At 46.4% G+C, this 20,635-nt stretch carries 24 protein-coding genes and 1 other RNA gene; 17 read left to right on the top strand and 8 right to left on the bottom strand.

Annotation, left to right across the window (positions count from 1 at the left end; all coding sequences use genetic code 11):
- Positions 1-152 precede the first annotated feature (152 nt).
- The 4 genes from AB7D94_RS09565 (at position 153) to AB7D94_RS09550 (ending at position 2,077) form a co-directional block, all read left to right on the top strand.
- Positions 153-671, top strand: coding sequence for a periplasmic heavy metal sensor (locus AB7D94_RS09565; protein ID WP_420265603.1), 519 nt, complete (start codon positions 153-155; stop codon positions 669-671).
- An 81-nt stretch (positions 672-752) separates the two neighbouring features.
- Positions 753-1,370 carry an RNA polymerase sigma factor gene (locus AB7D94_RS09560; protein ID WP_420265602.1) on the top strand — a complete coding sequence of 206 codons (618 nt, stop codon included), beginning with the start codon at positions 753-755 and terminating at the stop codon, positions 1,368-1,370.
- Positions 1,367-1,675, top strand: a complete 309-nt coding sequence (locus tag AB7D94_RS09555) for a hypothetical protein (protein WP_420265601.1) — start codon at positions 1,367-1,369, stop codon at positions 1,673-1,675. The genes AB7D94_RS09560 and AB7D94_RS09555 overlap by 4 nt, the downstream gene beginning before the upstream one ends.
- Positions 1,676-1,699: 24 nt before the next feature.
- Positions 1,700-2,077: a hypothetical protein gene (locus AB7D94_RS09550; RefSeq protein WP_420265600.1), complete on the top strand. Its 378-nt coding sequence runs from the start codon at positions 1,700-1,702 to the stop codon at positions 2,075-2,077.
- A 22-nt stretch (positions 2,078-2,099) separates the two neighbouring features.
- On the opposite strand, the gene AB7D94_RS09545 is transcribed toward AB7D94_RS09550, so the two are convergent.
- The gene (locus AB7D94_RS09545) at positions 2,100-3,239 is read right to left on the bottom strand and encodes a radical SAM/SPASM domain-containing protein (RefSeq protein WP_420265598.1); all 1,140 of its coding nucleotides are present in this window, start codon (positions 3,237-3,239) and stop codon (positions 2,100-2,102) included.
- A gap of 179 nt (positions 3,240-3,418) precedes the next feature.
- On the opposite strand from AB7D94_RS09545, the gene AB7D94_RS09540 reads away from it, so the two are divergent.
- Together AB7D94_RS09540 and AB7D94_RS09535 are read left to right on the top strand one after the other, a co-directional pair.
- Positions 3,419-3,940 (top strand): Uma2 family endonuclease, encoded by a 522-nt coding sequence (locus tag AB7D94_RS09540; RefSeq protein ID WP_420265597.1) that lies wholly within the window; start codon positions 3,419-3,421, stop codon positions 3,938-3,940.
- Positions 3,941-4,276: 336 nt separating this feature from the next.
- Positions 4,277-4,774 carry a coiled-coil domain-containing protein gene (locus AB7D94_RS09535; protein WP_420265596.1) on the top strand — a complete coding sequence of 166 codons (498 nt, stop codon included), beginning with the start codon at positions 4,277-4,279 and terminating at the stop codon, positions 4,772-4,774.
- Between the two features lie 54 nt (positions 4,775-4,828).
- Here AB7D94_RS09535 and rnpB read toward each other — a convergent pair.
- The 3 genes from rnpB to AB7D94_RS09520 form a co-directional block, all read right to left on the bottom strand.
- Positions 4,829-5,231: RNase P RNA component class A (gene rnpB / locus AB7D94_RS09530), an RNA gene on the bottom strand.
- A gap of 54 nt (positions 5,232-5,285) precedes the next feature.
- The gene (locus tag AB7D94_RS09525) at positions 5,286-5,726 is read right to left on the bottom strand and encodes a hypothetical protein (RefSeq protein ID WP_420265594.1); all 441 of its coding nucleotides are present in this window, start codon (positions 5,724-5,726) and stop codon (positions 5,286-5,288) included.
- The gene (locus AB7D94_RS09520; RefSeq protein ID WP_420265593.1) at positions 5,716-6,474 is read right to left on the bottom strand and encodes a ParA family protein; all 759 of its coding nucleotides are present in this window, start codon (positions 6,472-6,474) and stop codon (positions 5,716-5,718) included. Before AB7D94_RS09520 ends, AB7D94_RS09525 begins: the two co-directional genes overlap by 11 nt.
- A 200-nt stretch (positions 6,475-6,674) precedes the next feature.
- Here AB7D94_RS09520 and rpsF point away from each other — a divergent pair, with 200 nt between their 5' ends.
- The 7 genes from rpsF (at position 6,675) to AB7D94_RS09485 (ending at position 9,089) form a co-directional block, all read left to right on the top strand.
- Positions 6,675-7,115, top strand: a complete 441-nt coding sequence (rpsF, locus tag AB7D94_RS09515; protein WP_420265592.1) for a 30S ribosomal protein S6 — start codon at positions 6,675-6,677, stop codon at positions 7,113-7,115.
- Positions 7,116-7,133: 18 nt separating this feature from the next.
- On the top strand, positions 7,134-7,529 hold the full coding sequence (locus AB7D94_RS09510) for a single-stranded DNA-binding protein (protein WP_420265591.1): 396 nt from the start codon (positions 7,134-7,136) through the stop codon (positions 7,527-7,529).
- Positions 7,530-7,556: 27 nt separating this feature from the next.
- Positions 7,557-7,811: a 30S ribosomal protein S18 gene (gene rpsR / locus AB7D94_RS09505; protein WP_420265590.1), complete on the top strand. Its 255-nt coding sequence runs from the start codon at positions 7,557-7,559 to the stop codon at positions 7,809-7,811.
- A gap of 2 nt (positions 7,812-7,813) precedes the next feature.
- Positions 7,814-8,095 (top strand): DUF507 family protein, encoded by a 282-nt coding sequence (locus AB7D94_RS09500; RefSeq protein ID WP_420265588.1) that lies wholly within the window; start codon positions 7,814-7,816, stop codon positions 8,093-8,095.
- Complete coding sequence (locus AB7D94_RS09495; RefSeq protein ID WP_420265587.1) at positions 8,092-8,367, top strand: DUF507 family protein; 276 nt, start codon at positions 8,092-8,094, stop codon at positions 8,365-8,367. The genes AB7D94_RS09500 and AB7D94_RS09495 overlap by 4 nt, the downstream gene beginning before the upstream one ends.
- Positions 8,336-8,692: an HNH endonuclease gene (locus AB7D94_RS09490; RefSeq protein WP_420265586.1), complete on the top strand. Its 357-nt coding sequence runs from the start codon at positions 8,336-8,338 to the stop codon at positions 8,690-8,692. The genes AB7D94_RS09495 and AB7D94_RS09490 overlap by 32 nt, the downstream gene beginning before the upstream one ends.
- 127 nt (positions 8,693-8,819) lie before the next feature.
- Positions 8,820-9,089, top strand: coding sequence for a hypothetical protein (locus tag AB7D94_RS09485; protein WP_420265585.1), 270 nt, complete (start codon positions 8,820-8,822; stop codon positions 9,087-9,089).
- Between the two features lie 109 nt (positions 9,090-9,198).
- On the opposite strand, the gene AB7D94_RS09480 is transcribed toward AB7D94_RS09485, so the two are convergent.
- From AB7D94_RS09480 to tatA, 4 genes are read right to left on the bottom strand one after another with little or no spacing between them, the layout of a single operon-like run.
- Positions 9,199-9,627, bottom strand: a complete 429-nt coding sequence (locus AB7D94_RS09480; protein ID WP_420265584.1) for a hypothetical protein — start codon at positions 9,625-9,627, stop codon at positions 9,199-9,201.
- Positions 9,584-9,985 (bottom strand): hypothetical protein, encoded by a 402-nt coding sequence (locus AB7D94_RS09475; protein WP_420265583.1) that lies wholly within the window; start codon positions 9,983-9,985, stop codon positions 9,584-9,586. The genes AB7D94_RS09480 and AB7D94_RS09475 overlap by 44 nt, the downstream gene beginning before the upstream one ends.
- A gap of 14 nt (positions 9,986-9,999) precedes the next feature.
- Entirely contained in the window at positions 10,000-11,199 is a 1,200-nt protein-coding gene (gene chrA / locus AB7D94_RS09470; protein WP_420265582.1) for a chromate efflux transporter, read from the bottom strand.
- A 15-nt stretch (positions 11,200-11,214) separates the two neighbouring features.
- Complete coding sequence (gene tatA / locus AB7D94_RS09465) at positions 11,215-11,409, bottom strand: twin-arginine translocase TatA/TatE family subunit (protein WP_420265581.1); 195 nt, start codon at positions 11,407-11,409, stop codon at positions 11,215-11,217.
- Between the two features lie 289 nt (positions 11,410-11,698).
- Between tatA and AB7D94_RS09460 the strand changes: the two genes are divergently transcribed.
- The 4 genes from AB7D94_RS09460 (at position 11,699) to AB7D94_RS09445 (ending at position 20,380) form a co-directional block, all read left to right on the top strand.
- Entirely contained in the window at positions 11,699-12,874 is a 1,176-nt protein-coding gene (locus tag AB7D94_RS09460; protein ID WP_420265580.1) for an ABC transporter substrate-binding protein, read from the top strand.
- A complete protein-coding gene (locus AB7D94_RS09455) occupies positions 12,871-15,321 on the top strand; it encodes a GAF domain-containing protein (RefSeq protein WP_420265579.1) in 2,451 nt (816 codons plus the stop codon). Before AB7D94_RS09460 ends, AB7D94_RS09455 begins: the two co-directional genes overlap by 4 nt.
- A gap of 335 nt (positions 15,322-15,656) precedes the next feature.
- Positions 15,657-16,802 carry an ABC transporter substrate-binding protein gene (locus tag AB7D94_RS09450; RefSeq protein WP_420265578.1) on the top strand — a complete coding sequence of 382 codons (1,146 nt, stop codon included), beginning with the start codon at positions 15,657-15,659 and terminating at the stop codon, positions 16,800-16,802.
- The gene (locus AB7D94_RS09445; RefSeq protein ID WP_420265577.1) at positions 16,799-20,380 is read left to right on the top strand and encodes a PAS domain S-box protein; all 3,582 of its coding nucleotides are present in this window, start codon (positions 16,799-16,801) and stop codon (positions 20,378-20,380) included. Before AB7D94_RS09450 ends, AB7D94_RS09445 begins: the two co-directional genes overlap by 4 nt.
- The last annotated feature ends 255 nt before the right edge of the window (positions 20,381-20,635 follow it).

The following is a 20,635-nucleotide window of genomic DNA, read 5'->3' as shown; positions in this document are numbered from 1 at the left end:
TCATGTATGTTTCGCAGGAATGACAGACAAAAAAATACATAGTGCGTTTGCCCTGTAACCTTTCGCAATTGAAGCGCGACTTAGTAGTTAAGGGAACAGAAGGCCAGCCTGACTGGATGATTCCCAAGATAAAATTAAAGGAGGAGGTACGTATGATGTGTAAAAATCGTAAAAGTTTTTTGGCGGTAGCTCTCTTAGCGGCGCTATGTGCCACGGTGTTTGTTGGAGGATTAAACGTTAACAAGGCGTATGGATTTGCGGCTGCCGGAGCCGCGGACGGCATCGAAGCGCCGTTTCTGAAATTTATGCTCGGCCTGAAACTCAGCGATTCGCAGAAGCAGCAGATAGCCGCAATACTGAAGTCCTATCGCCAGACAATGGGAAGTAGTATTGCAACCGTGGCAGAGGCAAAGAAAAACCTGTGCGACGCCATCCACAGTACGGCGTATGATGAGAGCAAGGTGCGTCAGGCGGCAAAGACAGCGGCCGCAGCCGAAGAGGAACTCGCCGTGCTAAGGGCACAGGTCGCCGCACAAGTTCAGGGCGTCCTGAGTGCCGAACAGTTGGCCGCGGCAACTCAGTTCAGAACAGATATGTACGCGCGCGTCAAGAGCAAAATGCAGAACATTCATTCCATCGTTGACCTTTGGATAAGCAATAACGGCGGATAGTTATTCAGATGGAGGGGCAGGGCGCAAAACCCTTGCCCCTTTTACATTAACTTCAAGTATAATAGGGATGGATTACAAACAATGCCCGATACGCTGAGCGAAGATTCACTGGATAACGAGGTAATCGGACGCGTCATAGCCGGAGACACCGATGAGTTTGAGGCCATCGTCAGGAAATACAGTGCGTATGTATTCAAAATCGCCGCTTCGTATGTACCTCAGGAGGCCGTTTCCGAGGCCGCACAGGAGACGTTTGTCAATGCCTTTGAGGGGCTCTCATCTTTTAACGCGAAAGGCCAGTTTAAGTACTGGCTTAGAACCATTACCGTACGCTCTTGCTATGACTACTGGAGGACGCACTATAAAAGACGGGAACTTACGATGAGTTCGTTGACTGAGGACCACCAGCGGTGGTTCCAAAGGGTTGTCAATGAAGACTCTGTAGGGCGGTTCAGGGATGCACAGATGCAAAGGGAAACCGTCGAAATTATTAACTGGGCAATGAGTGAGCTTGCCCCTGTTGAAAGAATGGCCATCACGTTGATATATCTTGAGGGGTACAGCGTTAAGGAGGCGGCTCAAATGCTCAATCTCAGCATGGTCAATGTAAAGGTCAGGGCACATAGGGCAAGGGCTAAACTTAGAAAAAAAATACTGGGCCACATTGATTTTAATAAATTAGGAGAGGGCGTACGATGAAAAAAAACAATGACGTGATAATAAAAATAGAAGAAGCCCTCAGAAAGGGTCATCAAATAGAGCGCCCTGTCACGCCGCCAGACGAAAAGTGGTATAACAGTGTAATGGCGCGAGTCAAAGCGGTACATGCCACAAAGGCAGATGAACTCCAGAGATTTATCTGGCCTTTTGCCGCCGCAACGGCCGCGTGCGCCCTGACGGTAGCTCTGTATGCGGTGTTGTCCGGCAGTGGGGGCGGCTACGCCGCCTTCGGGGTGTTTGTTGATGACCCCTCCGGCATTAGCGCATTGCAGTTGTTTTTATAAACCTGATTATGGAGGTATTAAGAGATGAAAAACTGGAAGGTCTTTACTGGGTGCCTTGCGATATTTCTGTCTGGAATCTTAGCGGGTGCCGTTATTGGCGGTATTATCACGAAACACAAGATGGAGGCAGTCTTTCACGAAGGGCCACCGGCGTTTAAGAGATTGATTTTATCAAAACTATCCGGTGAACTACATCTTACGAAGGCTCAACTGCGGGATATAGAGCCTATTGTGGATAAGGCACACATAGAATTAAAACAGTTGAGACAAAGGCACCAGCCGGAGGCCGAGAGGATTATTGAGGCGGCTATCTCCGAAATGAAAACGAAACTCACCGAGGTACAAAGTAAAGAACTCGACCTCTTTTACGAAGACGCCAGAAAGCGATGGCATGACAGATAAGCCGGGACAGTTTAGGGTTAAACTAACCCTTCTTGTTTAATATGGAGCCAAGCATAGCGATAATTTTTCCTGCAATGCTACCAGCCTGAGCACCCGGCTGCGCATTTGCGTTTTTGTAGCGCGCAAAATAATCGCTCACTCCGCACGCTGCGATTCGCTCCCATTTTTTCGGGTCACAGTCATTTCTCTTAACGTTTAATACGCCAAAGGGCGGCTCAAGCCACAGCCTGTCCTGAATCTTTGGCGTGTTAATCGTGTCCCCTATTGTGTATTTGGCTGATTGGTCACCGGGTGGATTAGTCGTTATGTGCCAGAATAGCCTGACCCCCGCCGCTTCGCTTAATTGCACAGCCCTCTGCATCTCCTCGTCTGAGTCGTTCCAGCGAAACAGCAGATACCGCCATATGATATCAATATCAGACGCCACCTGCCTCTTTTGTGCGGCGAGGGCGGCCATGTTGTTAAAGGCCTTCTCAAAATTCCCCCCCTGCCGGTACTGTATATAGGAGGCTTCGGAGCTGCCATCAATAGAGAAGACTATCTGGTCAACCGTGTTGGCCACTATACGTTGTTTCTCTTCGCTGTCTATGAGTAGGCCGTTGGTAGAGATATATGTGTTAATAAAAGGGGCGCTATGTCTGGTGTACAGGAGCATATCGTAGATGTCTTTATGTAGGAATGGCTCGCCGTAGTTGTGCAGGATTAGCGCCTTAAAATTCTCAAGTGAGTTTAAATCATCAATTATTTCTTTGAAGAGGTCAATCGGCATATGCGGCATTTCACGCGCCTCTAATATCTTTTTGCGGTCACAGCGTTTGCACCTCAGATTACAGGTTGCATTGGTCTCTAAGAAGATCATATAAGGGGTGTTAATCGGACGGTAGAGCCTGTCCCTATCGTGAGTAGAGACGATAAAAGGGCAGCTCAGGCAGGTCTTGGGCGGGGTGTTTTGTCTGAACATCTCTCTGATAGATTCTGCTGCCTCACCGTGCCAGACATCATAGAGGCCGTTATCGGGAACCCTTCCCAAACTAAGCACATCCCACGCGTCGCGGCAGCTACACACCACCTGGCCGTCTGATTGAATCGCGACATAAAAGCCATCGAACAACGGCCCGCAGTACCGGTACATATCCCTGTGGTGCCCTCGCAACGGTTTCAATAACACCTCCCCCACGCTGATGTATAAATAATGTGTGTATAGTAACGTTGTTAACGGCTTTTTTGCAAATTCTGAGAAATCCAGCGTGGACAACAACCCGTTAAGACCTGACACCTTTCATGGTATTGTTGCCGTCCCGCGCGTAGACAAACCAGTATGCCTGATGGTAGAATATAATCATGGAGACGCTTACGCTGCAACAGGAGTTAGACTTAACAGAGATAATTAACGGGGAGGAAGTCGTGTCGCCAAGCCCTTTTAGTAAACATCAGATAATCAGCAGTAATCTTTTTAGAAAAATAGACAGGCATGTAGAACAAAAAGGATTAGGCCGGGTCTTTTACTCTCCACTGGACGTAATCCTTGAGGAAGGCTTAAACAGGCTCCAGCCTGACATATTGTTTATCAGGAAAAATAACACGACCATCATTCAGGATTGGATAAGAGGGGTACCGGATATGGTGTGTGAGATAGTTTCACAGGGGTCATTCCGATGGGATACCAATATAAAAAAAGAGATATACGAGAAATACGGCGTACCGGAATATTGGGTAATCATACCGGAGCTTAAAATATTTGAAGTCTTTACGATTGAGGAAGGCAAGTATAAGCTCCATTCCTATGCCGAAGGTGAGGGCGTGGTTACGTCTAAGGTCATCGGGGGGCTTGAAGTCAATATCAAAGACGTGTTCGAGGGCTGAACCACACACTGATATACCCTGCACGACAACTAAGGTTATACAAATGCCAATCCATCATAAGTAAGCGGTAGTTGCTTAGTTTGCTGCCATCATTCTCCCTTTCCGTCATTCCGGCTTGTCCGGAATCGTCCCTTAACTGGTTGTTTCATGATGATTTTTCCTGTTCTGAGATATAAGGACAGATTCCGGACAAGCCGGAATGACAGCCAAAGAAAAGAATAGTCTGGAAATCATTACAACTTCCCATGAACACTTGTTTTATCCGTCAGAACAAATTTACCGTGGACAACTGACGGAGCATTGATTTCCTTTTTGCTGTCAGGTTATAATGAAATCATGCCTACTACATTACCGATAGAGATGTATGACCTGCTTGAGAAGAAGGTCGGTAAAGAAGACGCCCGTGAGGTCGGCAAACTCATATTGGCCTCTTTTGACTCGATTGATAAAAGGGCAGAGACCGTTGTCATCCAAAAGAAAGCGGAGATAAAAGAAGAGTTAACGAAAGAGCTGGCCACAAAAGAAGATTTAGCAAAGCTGGAAGGCAGGCTTAACGAGAAAGTTGCTGCTGTTGAAGGTAGGCTTAACGAAAAAATTGCTGCCGTTAAAGAAGATTTGGCAAAGCTGGAAGGTAGGCTTAACGAGAAGATTAATGCCGTTGAAGGACGATTAAACGAGAGGATTACCGCTGTTGAAGGCCGCCTTAACGAGAGATTCACTGCCATGGACTGGAAGATGAGGGTATATTTTCTAATCCTTCTTTTCGTCATGCTCTTAAACAACCCTAAGGTTCTCGACCTCGTTGCCAAACTCTTTGGCGTGGCAATAAAATAGCAAGACTGATTTTCTAACCCCCTGCTGCGCCGCAACGAGGCTTGTAAAGAAATAAATAAGAGCAGACCGTAAGCCGAGTTCTGTGTTGCGCGGCCATTCATCTGAGACAGAGATCACTCACTGCCTTGTGCGGTTGGTACCCGGCTTGCCTCCCTGCGCTAATCGCAAGGTATCGGGCGGGCAGCCCGAAAAGCATGCCCTATTCAACCTTTCTCCGGACGGGGTTTACCTGCCTTCGGCGTTACCGCAGAAGGCGGTGAGCTCTTACCTCACCGTTTCACCCTTACCGCGCACACACGGGCATCGCTGCCGTTGCGCGGCGGTTTGATTTCTGTTGCACTTTCCCTGGGGTCGCCCCCGGCTGCCGTTAACAGCCGTCCTGCCCATGCGGAGCTCGGACTTTCCTCCCCAAAGGCGGCTTTATTCGTCGCCCCAGGGCGGCCGCATGGTCTGCTCCTACACCCATAATCCCAATATTCACTAACGCCCATCTGCACACGGCGTGCACCGCTTAGTTTCTTTTTTGAGTTGCCGTCGGCATCATAAATTTCAAACTCTCGACGAACTGGCTATAATTGTGTCTCATCGCGTCAAAGGTTATTGTCAATGTCTTCTTATAGCTGTCAACTATCATAGAATTGATGTTAAAGAAATTATTATGAAACTCTTCTCTTATTTTCATCATGGCGGCCATGTTGTCTATAAATAACGTAAACGTGCAGACACCCGTATTGCTAAAGACAGGGGGGGTAATCCCGGCAACAACCACAGCTTCACCCTGTTTCGCCTCAACGACAATCGGGGCGGTAGCCGTGGCCTCGGCGGCACTCTCCGGCACCTGCGGCACCTGCGGCACAGCGGCAGAAGCGGCAACCCCATGAACCCTCGTCCTTGTCGGCACGGCGGGATTTAAGGCGCTCAATTTGTCCATGATCTGCTTTTTACTTGCCATTTATTATCTCCTCTGTCAGGGAATTGTAGTCCCGCGCGGCAGTACCCCTGTTATTATAATCGAATATGTTCTTCTGGGCTATTTGAGCGCGCACTATGTCTATACTCAGGCGAATATAGGTGTTAAATAATTTATCGGGAAAGCCCTGCCTCAGCGTCTCAAAAATCTGCGCGGAGAGGGATGTCCTACGGTCATACCTGCAGGCAAGTACGCCAAGTATCTCCAGCCGGGGGTTTAGCTCCCTTCTGAAGCGCTCTATTTCCTCAAGGAGCTGTTTTAACCCCAGTAGCGAGAAATATCCAACATCCACCGGAATAATTATCTCATTGCTTGCCTTCAGGGCATTATTTGTAAAAACATTCACGCTTGGTGGACAATCTATTATTATATATTCGTAGTCATTTGCCAAAGGCGCTATGGAATCTTTAAGCGTGTCGAATTTTTTGTCTATAATCAGGGTGTCTTCTATGTCTTTCAGCGAATTGTTCGACGGGATTATCTCTGTGGTGCCCACCCTTGCGATAAAATCACGCGGGTTTTGCGGGTTGAGCAGGAGGTCTTTAATGGTCTTTATGTCGTGTTCAATGATTAAACCCAATGAGGCAGAGGCATTTCCCTGTGAATCAATGTCTACAAGGAGGGTCCGCATACCCATTTTGTTTAACCCCGCGGCCAGGTTAACCGCGGTGGTGGTCTTGCCCACCCCGCCTTTTTGATTTGTTATTGCTATTATCCTTGCCGTTTTCATTAGATAATCTCATGCAGATGATACTATTTTGCCCTATACAAAATCAATGATTATTTTTTCTTTGCCCGGACTGGCCGCGGAGTTTTATTTTGACGATAGTTTCGGGTATGGTTGATTTTTATAGTCAGGTTATGTTAGAAAATATATGACTGAACGAGTAAGTACGAAAAATACACAGACAGGAGGGTATTGGGGTATAGATGAACTACTACGAAAACATAGTCATACTTGATGCGGCGTTGGAGGACACGGGCATAGACGCGGCCGAAAAACGTATAACAGACCTGATAGAAAAGATGCAGGGCGAAGTGCTCAAGCACGAAAGATGGGGCAGGAGGAAGCTGTCTTATGAAATCAATAAGCACGAAAAGGGCTACTACCTGTTTTTTGTCTTTAAGTCGCCTCCCACTGCGATAAAATCGCTTGAGGAGTTATATAAGGTATTTGACCCGGTGTTTAAGTTTATGATAATCAAGTTGAGGAAAAAAGAGATTATAGCACTGCAAAGTTCCCTGCAGGCGATGGAGGCGAAGGCCGCCGAGCAAGCCGCGCCTGATGTTGTCACCGATGATGTCAAAGATTCTGTGGGAGAGGCAGCCGTACCTTCAGTCCCCGCAGAGACAACAGAACCCGTGGAGTAGGAAGAGGGGTAATGGAATATGTATAACAAAGTTATTTTTATGGGCAACCTGACACGGGACCCTGAGTTGAGGTACTCGCCGCAGGGTGTGGCCTTTGCGACTTTCACCATTGCGGTAAACTCAAGGACTAAGCAAGGGGACGAGTGGAAGGAAGAGGTGTTGTTTATGGACATAACCGTGCTGGGGAAGCAGGCGGAGAACTGCGGAGAGTATTTGAGCAAGGGCAGCGGTGTATTGGTGGAAGGAAGGCTCAGGGAAAGAAAATGGGAAACAGAGGGGCAAAAGAAGAGTAAATTCGATGTCCTTGCCCAGACGGTGAAATTTCTTCCAAGGCGAGGCGAGGCGGCAGCGAAGGGCGGACGCGGCGGGGATTCCACACCCCCTGACGAGATATCCGACCTGGAGCCATTTTAATAAACTAATTTTCGGGAGCGTATTTAAATGGTACAAAAGGGCAAAGGTTCAGAGCACGTAAAGTACAAGAGATTTATGAGAAAGAAGTTCTGTAGGTTCTGCGCGGAGAAGACCCCGTTCATAGACTACAAGGACACAAGAACGCTTAAATCGTATATAACGGAAAGGGGCAAACAGCTGCCGTCGAGGATGACCGGTACATGCGCACGGCATCAAAGGGAATTGACCGAGGCTGTTAAGAGGGCAAGGAATATAGCGCTTTTATCGTTTATGGAAAAATAACCGTGCGGGTTCCAAAGACATGGATACATTTTATTTCGGGCAAGATACTCGATGATCTGGCAAAGGGCGGCCTTATTGAGAGCAACGTGCCGCGCGAAGAGCTGCTCAAAGAGACCGAGCAGGTAATACTCTACGAGATGATGGCCGAGGACAGGCTCAATGACGAGGTGCGCGAGATATTAAGGTCATACGAGGGCGAAATCGAAAAGAAGCGTCTTGACTACAAGTCGCTCTTTGATATGACGAAGCATAGACTCGTCAAGGAAAAGAATATCGTTATATGATGCTCTCCGACGATAAGATTAGCCATTTATCCCACATCCTGCTCAGCGCGCTTAAGGAAAAGAATTTGATAACCACGAAAGCGGATGACTCCATAATTCGCAAAGAGATAAAGAAATCCATAGCCGCCGAGATAAAAACAGGGGAAGAGATTGACGCCGTTGTGAGGAAGAAACTATCGTCTTTCAGTAAAAAACTCACAGAGGGCAGTTCGGAATGGGAGATATTATATAAGAAATTCTATGCCGAAGAGAGTTCGAAAAAGGGTAGATAACCCAGCGGCAGACGGTGAGGTTGTTTGCGTCAGTGAGGCATTTGTCAAAAGGGAGAAACAGAAGGCACGGCTGCTGCGTAAGACGCCGTGGTGGAAGGCCAAATGCTCAATCGGCACATGTTACTACTGCAATGGCAGCGTCCCCCCATCAGAGCTGACCATGGACCATATAATCCCCATTTCAAGAGGCGGCATGTCTATTAAATCTAACATATCGGCGGCCTGCAAGGGCTGTAACGACAGAAAAAAACACACACTCCCATTCATGTGGGCAGAGTACATGGAAAGCATAAGGATTAAAGGATTAACGACGAAGGGGGGGTAACCCCCCCTTCACCCCGTAAATTTCGCCACGTTTTGTCTATCGCGTTTGGGCTGCCGCCGTTGGCGGCTTCACGGTTCTGTTGACTTTGAAAAGACAATTGGGGTAACCTGCATGGGAGGTATAATATATGGAGTTGGATGACAAAGACATGAAATTTTTCAACCGGCTTTTAAGACGGAAAAACTATTTCTTCTTGTTCAGCATTCTGAGTTCGATAATGGGGGTTGCGGTGTTAGTTTATCACCTGATAGCCAGAGACCTGGACGCCTCAAAGTTCGTCCTCGTAGTCTTCATACTGCTGGCCGGAAAGGCTAACCTTCGCCAATATAAGATAAGCCTTCTGCTGTCCAGGATTAAGCAGTCAGCAGATACTTCAAAACAGGGCAGCAGGGTTTAACCACATACTATGGTACAGTGGTGTACGAATGGTGCCGCCAAACTTTACGAATGGTGCCGCCAAACTTTACGAATGGCGCTGCCAAACTTTGCGAATGGCGCTGCCATATTTATTTCGGGCCGAACGTCCACTGAAAGGCAAGGTATGTAAGCATGGTGTTAGGGCCGTTTATATCACGTCCAGCCGAAAAGAGTATATGATGGTCTTCGCTTAGGTTGATAAAGCCCCCAATATTAAACCCTGTTTCGCCTCTGTCGCCTTTTGCCCTGGATGATGTATTAAATATTTCTGCCCCAAGCGTCAGCGTCTTTGAAAGCTCACGCTGCAGCAGCCATCCAACAAACCGATAGTTTTTATTATTGTCACCGGGATGATACCAGTATCCACCTCCGCCGTATGTTGTCCACTGTCCCCAGCTTTTTTGAAGCCAGAGGGGAAAAAATATCTTTATGTGTCCCTCCCCCAGCCCACGAGAGCTGTCCCCTGATGGAAGGTCAACTATGGGAAAAACGCTGACCTGAGGCCCAGCCGCTATCATTGTCTTCATGGATAAAGCGATACTTTACGCCCGCTTCAATGTCGCCAATGCCGTACTGGGCAGAAGAGTCTCGTGGCGCTGAATAGGCAATAGGTATAGATGTGGTCAACTGCACATCCGGCGCAATCCCGTAGTTAATATCAAAATGAGGCAGCGTTGCCGCAGTCCCCATATCCTTATCTCGCGCCCACTGTGACGCAATGTAGAGTTCTCCATGCAAGTACTCTACCGGTTCGGGGTCATCAGTCATAAACGGCGGCCCGGCCCACGCCACAGGGTTTTTCATACCAAATGAAAATATTATTGAGAGAAAACATAGGGCTGAGATTCTAAGTATTTTAGGTAAATTGGCACACATTCCGAATCCTCCATTTAAATAATCTGAAGTAGCCCTCCCGCGCCCGCCCCGGCAACTACCAGCCATGCCGCGTTGCACTTGTATCGCCACCCCGCAACTGCCGCCCCCGCGGCTATCATAATTGTTCTCCAATCTGTGAGCGTCGGGATTGAGAGCTGGACAACCACCGCCGCCATCAGGCCAATCGCGCTTACATTCACAGCGCCAAGAAATGCGGACATCATCTTTGACGCCATCAGGCTCGGCAACAGTGGATTCAATATCAGGACGAAGACAAATGACGGCAGAAATATGGCTATCGTTGAGATCACCGCCCCCGGCACCCCCGAAATCACGTAGCCGACAAATGTCGCGGTGCTCAGCACCGGCCCCGGTGTGAACTGCCCAATGGCAATCGCGTCAAGCAACTGTCTCTGCGTAAGCCATCCAGAGTCCCTCACCAGGCCATCCTCAATAAATGCGGTAAGGACATAACCGCTGCCGTAGAGAATTGAGCCAATCTTTAAAAAGAATAAGCCTAGTTTCCATAAGGATGCACTTGCTGCCGCAGTGCCACGTTCAGCCGACGCAGTATATGCCTCTGCATTTTTCAGGAACCACCCCGCTAACACGCTGAAAATGGAGAGCGTAAAAAGAGAAATAACCCTGTTACTACGGATAGTTACAGCGTTTATAATTACTCCGGCAACGCCGCCCAAAAGCAGTGCAACGATTGCGTTCGCCCCCAATAAAGCCGCCGCCGCAACCGCAATCCCTATGGCCGCCAATTGAGCATTTTTCGCCGCCGTCTTTCCCATTCTGACAACGGCCACAAGGATAATGGAAATTACCACAGGCTTAATTCCTGATAGAAATGGAGACACATTTGGCAGGGCACCAAACCTGACATACGCCCACGCAAGGACGCCGGTGATAATTACGGCAGGCAGGATGAACAGTACCCCTGAGATTATGAGGCCCAACACCCCCGCCCTTGTATACCCGATAAGCAGTCCAAGCTGCGTGGAGTTAGGGCCGGGGATTAGATTCACCGCGCCCATCAGGTCAAGAAAGCCCTCCCGCGTGAGCCAACGCCTTCGCCCAACGACCTCCTCTTCCATCATCGCAATATGAGCCGCCGGACCGCCAAAGGCCGTTAGCCCAAGCTTCAGGAATAGTTGAGCCAGCTCAAAGAGCCTCATGGCGTCCGCGTGTCTGTTAATGCCGGTGGCCATGTCGCGCCACCCTAATTATTGTTTTATCTCTGACTTCCCGGCAGGTTTAGCTGCGCTCTCGGTGTCGTCATCAGAGAGGGCCTTTTTGAAGCCCCGAATCCCTTTTCCAATCCCCTCGCCTAACTGGGGGAGTTTACTCGGGCCAAATAAAATCAAAACTATCATCGCTATAACAAACAAGTGCATCGGTTGAAACATCCCTTCAAACATTTTACCTCCTTTGTGCCGCGTCTCTCACGGATTACCTTAGGCAATGACTATTATATACCTTCTTCCAATGATTTGACAAATAGTTACAGTAACAATATTAATGTAACAAAGGCAGCGCAATGCCCCAAATAAAAAAGGAAAATGGATGTGGAGAGATATGCACAGGATTCTTAAAACATTGTAAAAAAACACTGCTTATGTTACTATTAGGCGTGGTATTGTTTCCATCTGAAATCGGAGGTGCGGTATTATCTTTTATTCGCACAGTCGCTATGCGGAGGATGGTTCCATGAGGATGTTAGGGTTTAAGCTCGTTAAATATATTGCACTCGTTAAATATGCTGCCTGTGTCGCCATCGCGGCGCTTATATTATCGTTGGGGCTGAATGCCGCAAACGCTGCCGAAGGCGGGTTAAAGCCAGAGGATACGCCATATTACTCCAGATATAATTTTATAAAATCTGACAATTATCTGAATATCGGAGTTCAACCGTTGCTCCTGCCCTCCGGCATTATAACTAAGGTTATGAGCCGCGACTTAATTTTGCGGCAAAGGTTGCAGGAAATGGGGATAAAAATGGTCTTCTATTCATTCTTAGGTGGGAATGATGTAAGTAAGTTTTTTCTCAGTGATGATATACAGGCCGGTGTGGCAGGTGACATGCCGACCATTACCGCCGCTTCGAAAAAAGATGTATTCATCCCCGCCATAATGCAGCAGTCGTTTGTGTCCATAGTCGCAAGACGCCCTGAGTTTATAGAAGAACTCAAGGGTAAGCGAATTGGTTATATCCCGGGCTCCACAGGCCATTACTCACTGATGATGATCTTATCATATTCGGGGCTTACTGAAAAAGATGTTACGCTTGTGCCGCTTGGCCATGCTGAGATGGCATCGGCGCTATCGGATAAGAAAATATTCGCGTTTTCGGTCACTGAACCGACTGTCAGCCTCACCCTGCAAAACTACCCTGACAGTGTCGTTATCCACAAGGTTATGACCGTTGGTTATTGTTATTTTTCGAGGGAGTTTTATACAAAACACCCCCAAGCGGTGAGGCAGATAGTGGCGGCTGAAATCAGGGCGGCAAAATGGATAAAAGGCGGCAGAGAGAATCTATTTCTTGCCGCCACATGGTTACAAGCGGATATTAAGGCCATTACTGGAGATAAATATAAGATTACACCGGAGCAGATTGCTGATGTAACGATTAAGGATATGATGTGGCTTGCCGAAGTGCCGGTTGTTTCTGAAAAAAGTCTCAAAAAAGACGGCCAGATTGCCTCAATTGTTGAATTTATGAGGAGTTATGGAAAAATTGATTCTACCGTGAGTGCTGAGAAAATCATTGGGAGTTTTGACAGAAAACTTATTTATGACATCCTTAATGAACCAGTTAAATATAGTCTTAATGAGTTTAAATACGACGTAAAGGCAGCTCAAGACGTAAAGGCGGCTCGATGAGAAAATCTCTGCTTGATACGCTGTCGTCCAGCATAAGGGCAAAGATGTCCTTGTTTATCAGTCTGCTCATTTTCGTAGTTATGGGTTCTCTTTTTATATTTACTGATTTAACAGGTGTGCCGTTTACAGATATTGAAAGCGATTATGAGGAATATTTTGATGGCGCTGTTGCCAATTTAAACCAGATTGCCGACACAAGAAAGGATAATATAAACAAGAAGATTTTAAGCCTGACCTCAAACATTGAGACCTTCGTGGACAGTAGTTTAACAAAGTCGTATGTGTCCGACGATGTGGCACTTGCGGGGAATAAGGAATTTATTCAATATCTGGAAGACTATCGCAGGACATATAACATCTTTGACAACATTCAGATGGCCGATATCGAAAGCGGTAAGATAATCGCAGCCACAAGGACTATAGACATTGGCAGGGATGTTTCCTATGAATATTACGTAACAGGGGCAATTAAGACCCCCTGTTATCACATCTGTTTTGCCTTTGATAGGGCGGACGGCGATACCGACCTTTATATATCCCATGTTATCAATGTGGATTCTAAACCGCGATATGTCATTATTATGAATGTCAGCGCGGCTGATATTTTCGCGGCAATAAACTCTAACTCTCAGCGTGGGGACAATACAGAGACTGTTCTGGCCGACAACGATGGACGGCTGCTTGTAGAACTTAAACATCCACTTCCAGACGGCTCAAAGGCCGTTCCTTTGCAGTACAGAGTAGATGCTCCGATTATGGCACACGCGCTCAAAGCGAACGAAGGGACAATTGTCGGCAATGACTACAGGGGGGCAAAGGTGCTGGCGGCATACAGATATATCCCCATAGACGCCGACGCAGGTTGGGCATTAGTCGTGAAGCGGGATTATTCCGATGTCCTCGCCCCTTATTATCATAAACTGCGTTATGTTATTGTCCTGATCCTTTGTTATATTGTAGCGGCGTTAATCGTTACGAATATTATTATAAGATGGCTGACAGGCCCAATCTTAATCCTGAAAAAAGCCGCTTGTGAAATAGGAAAGGGAAGGCTTGATACCGTGGTTGAGGTGAAGACTAAAGACGAGCTTGGACAATTGGCACGCACCTTCAACAACATGGTCAAAGACTTGAGGGAATTAGAGGAAACCCGGAGGATCAACGAAAAGCGCCTTGAGTACATGGTTCAGATAAATCAACTTTCAGATAAACCGTTGAGTGAAATTATGGACTTTGTCCTTGAGAAGAGTATTGAGTTAGCGAACAGCTCAATTGGTTTTATAGCGTTTGGCAATGAGGATGAGACTGAGTTCACAAAGAGCGCTTTCTCAAAAAATGTTATGAATGAGTGTGTCGTTAGAAAAGATGTTTTGCGTTTCTCAGTAGAGCACTTTGGTCTGTGGGGTGAGGCGTTGCGCCAGCGAGGGCCTGTCATAGTCAACAGTTACGAAACGACCACGTTAAATAAAAAAGGATATCCCCAAGGCCATGTGCCTCTGAAAAATATGCTGTTTGTGCCTACATTCGACGGTGACAGGATCGTCCTGGTAACTGCCGTGGGAAATAAGGATGGGCAATATACGCAAACAGATGTAAATCAGTTAACTATATTGATGGATGGACTGTGGCAGAATATTGAACGCAAACGCCTGACAGATGAGCTGCGCCGCCTTAACGATGAACTCATGGAAAAAGTTATAGAGGAAACTCAAAAAAGGCAACGCGGTGAGCAGCTCCTCACTCAGCAGTCAAAAATGGCGGCGATGGGGGAGATGATAAGCCTGATAGCCCACCAGTGGAAACAGCCGCTGAACGTCATCGCTGTGACAGCCCAGGACCTGAACGACGCGTATTCCTATGGCGAACTGAACGCCGAATATTTGACCAACACTCAGGAAACAATCGTTAAACATGTAGAATTCATGGTGAATACGGTAGATGATTTCCGCAAATTCTTACGCCCATCCAAAGAGAAAGTCCAGTTTGACGTCAAAAAGGCGATAGAGGAGCTGGTAGGGCTGTTTTCGGCATATTTTGTAAAAGACAATTGTGTCATCAACATAACATCGGATGAAGGGGGTTTTTCATATAACGCCACAGGCTATCCGAACGAGTTTAAGCAGGTTATTTTAAACATAATCAATAACGCCAGAGACGCGATACTGTCAAGGCGCGAGGGAAAACTGTCTGCCGACCGTGACAATATTGATATTCATATTTCCCATGCCGACGGGGGAAATATGATAATCACCATAAGCGACACCGGAGGCGGCATCCCTGAAGATATAATAGGCAGGGTTTTCGACGCGCACTTTACAACCAAAGCGTCGAACATAGGCACGGGAATTGGCCTGTATATGTCAAAGACGATAATCGAAACCAACATGGGCTGGAGTCTTACGGTAAGAAATATCGAAGGTGGTGCGGAGTTTAAGATAGAGATATGAGGGGAGCAATGGTATGGAATAATGAATTTACCCTTAGGCTGTCATTCCGGCTTGTCTGGAATCTGTCTCTACGCATTCAGAAGCCAAATAAGATTCCGGACAAGCCGGAATGACGACAAAGCAAAAGCAGGGTGGAGTCAATTTTTTTGTCGTGGCGTGAGGAATTTTCTATAGTATTTCTCTAACGCGTTTGCCCTGACCGGGGTTTTTTGCTCATTGCAAATATGTGTAACTTATGTTACCCTATAATTGTGACAAAGGGTTCCATCTAAAAACGGGTTCCATCTTAAAACTTGAAGTGGTCAGTTCTTTCATTCGGGAAAGAGGGCGTTTCTGTGGAGATATTGGATTTTAAGCTCATCAAATATATTGCCTGTCTTACCGTTGCGGCGCTTATAACATCGTTGCCGTTGAATGTTGCCTGTGCAGCGGAGCAACCCAATGCACCAAAGCCTGATGATAAGCCCTATTATTCCGAATATAAATTCTTAAAGTCCGGCAATTATCTGAATATCGGGGTTCAGCCGCTTTACCTGCCTTCTGGTATGCTCACTACGGTTATGAGCCGGGATTTAATCTTGCGGCGTAAACTGCAAGAAATAGGGATAACAATTGTCTTTTATCCATTCTTCAATGGCAGGGACATCAACAAGTTCTTTCTGAGCGATGATTTGCAAGCCGGAGTCGTAGGGAATCTGCCGGCTATTACCGCCGCGTCGAAAAAAGACCTCATTATCCCCGCCATAATGCAGCAGTCGTTTACGTCCATAGTCGCAAGGCGGCATATGCCTATAGAAAGACTGAAAGGTAAGCGTATCGGTTACGCACCAGGCTCCGTGGGACACTACACCCTTCTTAAGGCCTTATCCTATTCGGGGATGACCGAAAAAGACGTTACGCTTGTGCCGCTTGATCATATAAAAATGAAAGACGCCCTGATGAACAACAAAATATTCGCGTTTGCGGATACAGGCTCAACTGTCAGCTTTACCCTGCGAAACTACCTTGACAGCGTTGTTATCTTTAGGACTATGACCTCCGGCTATATCTATTTTTCTAAGGAGTTTTATATAAAACACCCCGAAGCGGTACGGCAGGTGATAGCCGCTGAGATCCGGGCTATAAAATGGCTAAAGGCAAACAAGGAAAATATATCCCTTGCCGCCACATGGGTACAAGCGAATATTAAGTCTCTTGCGGGAGAAAATTTTGATATAACGCCAGAACAGATTGAGGCTATATTGACTAGTGATACGATGTGGCAGTCCGATGTGCCGGTTATTACGCAAACGAGCCTAACAAGAGACGGTTCTATTGCCTCGGCGTTGGAGTTTTTGAAGAGTCATGGACTGATTGATTCCTCCGTGAGCACTGAGAAAATAATCGGAAGTTTTGACAGGAAATTGATCTATGACGTCCATAATATGCCCGATAAATATAATCTTAATGAGTTCCATTACGATGTGAAGGCTGTCCGATGAAAAAACCGGCGTTTGAAATAAAGTCGTACAGCATCAGGGCAAAGATGTTTTTGTTTATTAGCCTGCTCATTACTATAGTTGTGGTTTCTTTTTTTATATTTACCGATTTAACAGGAGTGCCGTTTACCGATGTAGAAAGCGATTATCATAAGGTATTTGATGAGGCTGTTACTAATGTAAACCAAATTGCCGATGTCAGAAAGGAAAATATAAACAGGAGGATTTTAAGATTTACATCAAATATCGAAACATTTGTAAAGAGTAGTTTAACAAAGTCATATGTTTCTAATGGCGAGTCTCTTGCCGAAAATCATGAATTTATTCAATATCTGGAAGATTACAGGACGACATTTAATATCTTCGATAATATTCAGGTAGCCGATGTCCAAAGCGGAAAAGTAATAGCGTCCACAAGGAGTAAAGACATTGGGAGGGACGTCTCATCCGTTGATTACTTCACAGGGGCAATGAAGTCGCGCCGTTATCACATCTGTTTTGCCTTTGATCCAACAGACGGCGCTACTGACCTTTACGTATCCCATGTTATTGATGTGGATTCTCAGCCACGTTATATCGTTATTATGAACGCCACCATGTCGGATTTTATGGCGGCATTGGCATATAACACCCAACGTGGAGACACTTCGGAGACGGTACTGGCAAATAACGATGGACTGTTGTTTGTAAATCTGAAACATAAGCTTCCCGGCGGGCGAGACCCTGTTCCATTGCAGTACAAGATCAAGTCTGTAATCATGGCGCGCGCGTTAGACGCCAACGAAGGTACGGTTATCGCCGCGGACTATAAGGGCACAAAGGTGGTGGCCGCGTACAGATATATACCCATAGACGCGGCCACTGGCTGGGGTTTAGTCGTTAAGCGTGATTATTCCGAAGTCCTTGCGCCTTATTACACTAAATTGCGTTATGTTATTGTCCTTATCCTGTGTTACCTTACGGCGGCGTTAATCGTTGCTAATATTATTATAAGATGGCAGACACGCCCAATCTTTGCTTTGACAAAAGCCGCTTGTGAAGTAGGAAAGGGAAGGCTTGATACTGTGGTTACGGTAGGGTCTAAAGACGAGCTTGGACAATTGGCGTACTCTTTCAACAAAATGGTCAGAGAGATAAGAGAGAATCATGTTGAGCTGATTCGGAGAAAAGATTTTTTACAGAAGGTTTTAGATAACACCACAAATGCCGTTTATTCAATAGATTTGACCGGAAATTTTTTATTAATCAACTTCAAAGTATCGTCTATTACCGGATATTCGGCGGATGAGTTAATAGGGCATCCATTTTCAATGTTGTTCGACAACGATGTTCTGCCGCAGGTAAATAAACAGTTTATCAGGGCGTCAGTTGATGGGGAAAGGGTGGTAAATTACGAAGTCGGGTTGACACGTAAAGACGCTGAAAAGAGAATTATCATTTTCAGCATTTCGCCTATTTATGACAATGAAAAGATTGAGATGATCATCGGCACTGCCGAAGACATTACAGAACTCAAGGAATTAGAGTATCAAATGAAACGGTCTGAAATCCGGCTGAGGGCGATTTTCGAGCAGTCTCCGGTCGGCATAGTGAATGTTGAATCGCAATTCGGACGGTTTGTTGCGGTTAATCAGGCATTTTGCAACATCACAGGATATTCGATGGAGGAAATCTCAAAGCTGACCTTTCAAGAGATTACGCATCCTGATGACCTTGCAGTCAGCCTTGCCAACAGTAAAAGGCTTGTGGAAGGTGACGTTGATAAATTCAGCGCTGAAAAAAGATATATTCGTAAAGACGGTTCTATTGTATGGGTAAGGATTGTTGTTGTATCTCTATGGGTAGAAGGTGAAGCGTCCGATTGTCATCTCGCGATTGTGGAAGATATTACAAAGCAGAGGGAAATGGAGGAATTTAAGAGGGTTAACGAAAAACGCCTTGAGAGCATGGTTGAGTTACATCAGCTCACGGACAAACCTGTAAGTGAAATTATGGCCTTTGTTCTTGAAAGGAGTCTTGATTTAACAGGCAGCGCGATTGGTTTTATATCGTTTGGCAATGAGGATGAGACTGAGTACACAACCAGCGCGTTCTCTACAAATGTAATGAAAGAGTGTGCCGTTAATAAAGAAGATTTGCATTTTAAAATAGAACACTCCGGCCTGTGGGCTGAGGCGGTGCGCCAGAGAAGGTCTATCATCGTTAATAATTACGAGACGACCACATTAAATAAACACGGATATCCGCAAGGCCATATGCCTCTGAAAAGCCTGATGGTAGTGCCGACCTTTGCCGGCGGCAGGATTGCCGTGGTAACGGCCGTAGGAAACAAGGATGGGGAATATACTCAAACTGACGTTAATCAGTTAACGATATTTATAGATTGGTTGTGGCAGAATATTCAACACAAACGACTCACAGACGCCGTAAAGGCTGCCGGCCTTTATACCAGAAATCTCATAGAGACGAGCTTAGACCCGCTGGTGACCATCACACACGGCGGCAAGATAAGCGATGTTAACGCGGCCACAGAGAACGTTACAGGATACCTGAGAGACGAGCTAATAGGAACCAGTTTCTCTAGCTATTTTACCGAACCGGACAAAGCTGAGGCGGGTTACAAAAGGGTGTTTGACTATGGGGAGGTGCGCGATTATGAACTCAGCATCAGGCACCGCAACGGCAATCTCACACCCGTTTTATATAACGCCTCTGTGTATAAGGATGAAGCGGGCAAAGTCGTGGGGGTATTTGCCGCCGCGCGCAATATCTCCGAACGAAAGCGTATGGAAGACGAACTCCGCAGGTTTAACGAGGAACTCAGCGAAAAAGTTATAGAGGAAACAAACAAAAGACAAGAAGGCGAGCAGCTCCTTAGGCAGCAGTCAAAAATGGCGTCAATGGGGGAGATGATAAGCCTGATAGCCCACCAGTGGAAACAGCCGCTGAACGTTATTGCGATAACGGCTCAGGACCTTAAAGACGCATATGCCTATGGCGAACTGGATGCCGACTATTTAAACAAATCACAAAGAACAATAATTGACCATGTAGAATTCATGGTGAGCACGGTCAGTGATTTTCGCAAGTTCTTACTACCATCCAAAGAGAAAGTCCAGTTTGACATCAAACAGGCGATAGAGGAGCTGGTCGGGATGTTCTCGGCATATTTTGCGAAGGACAGTATTTTCATCAGCATAACATCGGATGAAGGAGACTTCAATGATGTAACAGGATATCCAAACGAATTTAAGCAAGTCATTTTAAACATAATTAATAATTCGAGGGACGCGATACTGTCAAGGCGCGGGGGAAAACTGTCTGCCGGGAAAGACAATATTGATATTCATATTTCCCATGCCGACGGGGGAAAAATGATAATCACCATAAGCGACACCGGAGGCGGCATCCCTGAAGATATAATAGGCAAAGTTTTCGACGCGCACTTTACAACCAAACCGTCCAATGTAGGCACGGGTATTGGCTTGTACATGTCAAAGACGATAATCGAAACAAACATGGGCTGGAGCCTTACGGTAAGAAATATCGAAGGCGGGGCGGAGTTTAAGATAGAGATATGAGGGTATCAGAGGTATCCAACCAAATGAGTATAAAGAAATCCTTGGATTTAATAAATATTTAATATTAAAAAATGTCAATATTACAGAGAATCAGGCATAAAGTTATTAATAAGGATAATCTCACGCCGCGACAAAAAATTGTCTCTACGACAAAAAAATTGTCTCTACCATGCTTGTCTTGTCGTCATTCCGGCTTGTCTGGTCGTCATTCCGGCTTGTCCGGAATCGTGCGCCTGTGAGTGTGCATAGTCAGAG

The sequence above is a fragment of the Candidatus Magnetominusculus dajiuhuensis genome, from assembly GCF_046044395.1.
GTDB classification, from domain to species: Bacteria; Nitrospirota; Thermodesulfovibrionia; order Thermodesulfovibrionales; family Magnetobacteriaceae; genus Magnetominusculus; species Magnetominusculus dajiuhuensis.
Note: the sequence above shows the minus strand (reverse complement) of the source record. Positions and strands in the feature narration are given on the sequence as shown.

What these genes read in the sequence shown, in the direction of transcription:
- AB7D94_RS09565 (WP_420265603.1), top strand. Translation starts at nt 153, where the DNA reads ATGATGTGTAAAAATCGTAAAAGTTTTTTGGCGGTAGCTCTCTTAGCG.
- AB7D94_RS09560 (WP_420265602.1), top strand. Translation starts at nt 753, where the DNA reads ATGCCCGATACGCTGAGCGAAGATTCACTGGATAACGAGGTAATCGGA.
- AB7D94_RS09555 (WP_420265601.1), top strand. Translation starts at nt 1,367, where the DNA reads ATGAAAAAAAACAATGACGTGATAATAAAAATAGAAGAAGCCCTCAGA.
- AB7D94_RS09550 (WP_420265600.1), top strand. Translation starts at nt 1,700, where the DNA reads ATGAAAAACTGGAAGGTCTTTACTGGGTGCCTTGCGATATTTCTGTCT.
- AB7D94_RS09540 (WP_420265597.1), top strand. Translation starts at nt 3,419, where the DNA reads ATGGAGACGCTTACGCTGCAACAGGAGTTAGACTTAACAGAGATAATT.
- AB7D94_RS09535 (WP_420265596.1), top strand. Translation starts at nt 4,277, where the DNA reads ATGCCTACTACATTACCGATAGAGATGTATGACCTGCTTGAGAAGAAG.
- AB7D94_RS09525 (WP_420265594.1), bottom strand. Translation starts at nt 5,726, where the DNA reads ATGGCAAGTAAAAAGCAGATCATGGACAAATTGAGCGCCTTAAATCCC.
- AB7D94_RS09520 (WP_420265593.1), bottom strand. Translation starts at nt 6,474, where the DNA reads ATGAAAACGGCAAGGATAATAGCAATAACAAATCAAAAAGGCGGGGTG.
- rpsF (WP_420265592.1), top strand. Translation starts at nt 6,675, where the DNA reads ATGAACTACTACGAAAACATAGTCATACTTGATGCGGCGTTGGAGGAC.
- AB7D94_RS09510 (WP_420265591.1), top strand. Translation starts at nt 7,134, where the DNA reads ATGTATAACAAAGTTATTTTTATGGGCAACCTGACACGGGACCCTGAG.
- rpsR (WP_420265590.1), top strand. Translation starts at nt 7,557, where the DNA reads ATGGTACAAAAGGGCAAAGGTTCAGAGCACGTAAAGTACAAGAGATTT.
- AB7D94_RS09495 (WP_420265587.1), top strand. Translation starts at nt 8,092, where the DNA reads ATGATGCTCTCCGACGATAAGATTAGCCATTTATCCCACATCCTGCTC.
- AB7D94_RS09490 (WP_420265586.1), top strand. Translation starts at nt 8,336, where the DNA reads ATGCCGAAGAGAGTTCGAAAAAGGGTAGATAACCCAGCGGCAGACGGT.
- AB7D94_RS09485 (WP_420265585.1), top strand. Translation starts at nt 8,820, where the DNA reads ATGGAGTTGGATGACAAAGACATGAAATTTTTCAACCGGCTTTTAAGA.
- AB7D94_RS09480 (WP_420265584.1), bottom strand. Translation starts at nt 9,627, where the DNA reads ATGATAGCGGCTGGGCCTCAGGTCAGCGTTTTTCCCATAGTTGACCTT.
- AB7D94_RS09475 (WP_420265583.1), bottom strand. Translation starts at nt 9,985, where the DNA reads ATGTGTGCCAATTTACCTAAAATACTTAGAATCTCAGCCCTATGTTTT.
- chrA (WP_420265582.1), bottom strand. Translation starts at nt 11,199, where the DNA reads ATGGCCACCGGCATTAACAGACACGCGGACGCCATGAGGCTCTTTGAG.
- tatA (WP_420265581.1), bottom strand. Translation starts at nt 11,409, where the DNA reads ATGTTTGAAGGGATGTTTCAACCGATGCACTTGTTTGTTATAGCGATG.
- AB7D94_RS09460 (WP_420265580.1), top strand. Translation starts at nt 11,699, where the DNA reads ATGAGGATGTTAGGGTTTAAGCTCGTTAAATATATTGCACTCGTTAAA.
- AB7D94_RS09455 (WP_420265579.1), top strand. Translation starts at nt 12,871, where the DNA reads ATGAGAAAATCTCTGCTTGATACGCTGTCGTCCAGCATAAGGGCAAAG.
- AB7D94_RS09445 (WP_420265577.1), top strand. Translation starts at nt 16,799, where the DNA reads ATGAAAAAACCGGCGTTTGAAATAAAGTCGTACAGCATCAGGGCAAAG.